Annotated in this window: 1 protein-coding gene; it reads right to left on the reverse strand. The window is 76.4% G+C overall.

Going from position 1 to position 1,457, the window contains the following annotated elements; genetic code table 11:
• Window positions 1-38 precede the first annotated feature (38 nt).
• Window positions 39-1,319 carry a deoxyguanosinetriphosphate triphosphohydrolase gene (locus HCN52_RS24405; RefSeq protein WP_168090584.1) on the reverse strand — a complete coding sequence of 427 codons (1,281 nt, stop codon included), beginning with the start codon at window positions 1,317-1,319 and terminating at the stop codon, window positions 39-41.
• Between the last annotated feature and the right edge of the window lie 138 nt (window positions 1,320-1,457).

Below are 1,457 nucleotides of genomic sequence, written 5' to 3' on the forward strand. Positions count from 1 at the left end.
GCCGGAGGCCCACCGGGGTGGGCCTCCGGCGGGGTGGCTCAGCGGGCGGTGAGCCGGGCGTGCAGTGACCGCGCGGAGGCGTCGGTGAGCGCCGCCATCTGGTCCACGATCACCCGCAACCGCTCCCGGTCGTCGGTGGCCGCCGCGTACAGCGCCCGGTACTGCGGGTCCAGGCCGTCGGGCGCCCGACGCACCAGCGCCTCCCCGAGCTCCGCGAGCAGCTCCCGCTGCCGCCCCCGCATCCGCTCCTGGTCGGGTCGCTGCATCACATACGCGTCGGCGACGGCCTTGAGCACGTCGCATTCCAGCCGTGTCTCCCGCGGCACGATCAGCTCCGCCTGGTAGCGGGTGAGGGAGCCGTTGCCGAACCGGGCACGTGTCGCGGCCTCCGCCGCCTGGCAGAACCGCCCGATCAGCTGGCTCGTGGCGTTCTTCAGCCGGACCTGCGCCGGGGCCGTCCCGTCGTAGCCGTGCGGCCACCACTCCTGCTCCAGCAACCGGTCCAGCGCGGCGGCCAGTTCGGCGGGCTCGGTGCCGGGGGGCGCGTAGCGGGAGGCGGCCACCGCGAAGACGCCCTGCCGCTCCGGCTCGGCCAGCAGCACGTTCGGGTCGAGGTGCCCGGCGTGCAGGCCGTCCTCGACATCGTGCACCGAGTACGCGACGTCGTCGGCCCAGTCCATCACCTGCGCCTCGAAGGTCCTGCCACCCGAGGGCGCCCCTTCCCGCAGCCAGCGGAAGACCGGCAGGTCGTCGGGGTAGACACCGAACTTGCGCGCCGCCGGCTCCTCGGGGTGCACGCCGCGCGGCCAGGGGTACTTGGTCGCCGCGTCCAGCGCCGCCCGGGTCAGGTTCAGGCCCGCCGGGGCGCTCTCGTCCCCGCCGCGGAACCGCTTGGGCTCCAGCCGGGTCAGCAGTCGCAGCGACTGCGCGTTGCCCTCGAACCCGCCGCAGGGCTCGGCGAGTTCCGCCAGCGCCCCCTCGCCGTTGTGACCGAAGGGCGGGTGGCCGAGGTCGTGGGCGAGGCAGGCGGTCTCCACCAGGTCCGGGTCGCAGCCGAAGACGGCCCCCAGTTCGCGCCCGACCTGCGCGCACTCCAGGGAGTGGGTGAGCCGGGTCCGCGGGCTCGCGTCCCACGCGTGCTGCGCCTCCGGCTGGTCCGGGGTGACCACCTGGGTCTTGCCCGCCAGCCGCCGCAGCGCCGCGGAGTGCAGCACCCGGGCACGGTCGCGCTGGAAGGCGGTGCGCCCGGGCCGTTTGTCCGGCTCCGGGTCCCAGCGCTCGATGTCGGCGGGGCTGTAACCGGCGGGAAGGTCTCGCATGGCACCGACAGTAGCCCGCCCCCGGCGGTGCACCCGCGCCGGACCACCACCGGGCGCCGGCCGGCGGCCCGCTGCGGAGGGGGACCGGTCGGGGCGAGCCGGCGGATCAGCGGCGCCCGGCCGGGGCGGGGGCCGGGT

The sequence above is a fragment of the Streptomyces bohaiensis genome (genome assembly GCF_012033785.1).
GTDB classification, from domain to species: domain Bacteria; phylum Actinomycetota; class Actinomycetes; order Streptomycetales; family Streptomycetaceae; genus Streptomyces; species Streptomyces bohaiensis.

Excerpts from the sequence above, each read along its gene's own strand:
- HCN52_RS24405 (WP_168090584.1), bottom strand. The coding sequence starts at position 1,319 with ATGCGAGACCTTCCCGCCGGTTACAGCCCCGCCGACATCGAGCGCTGG.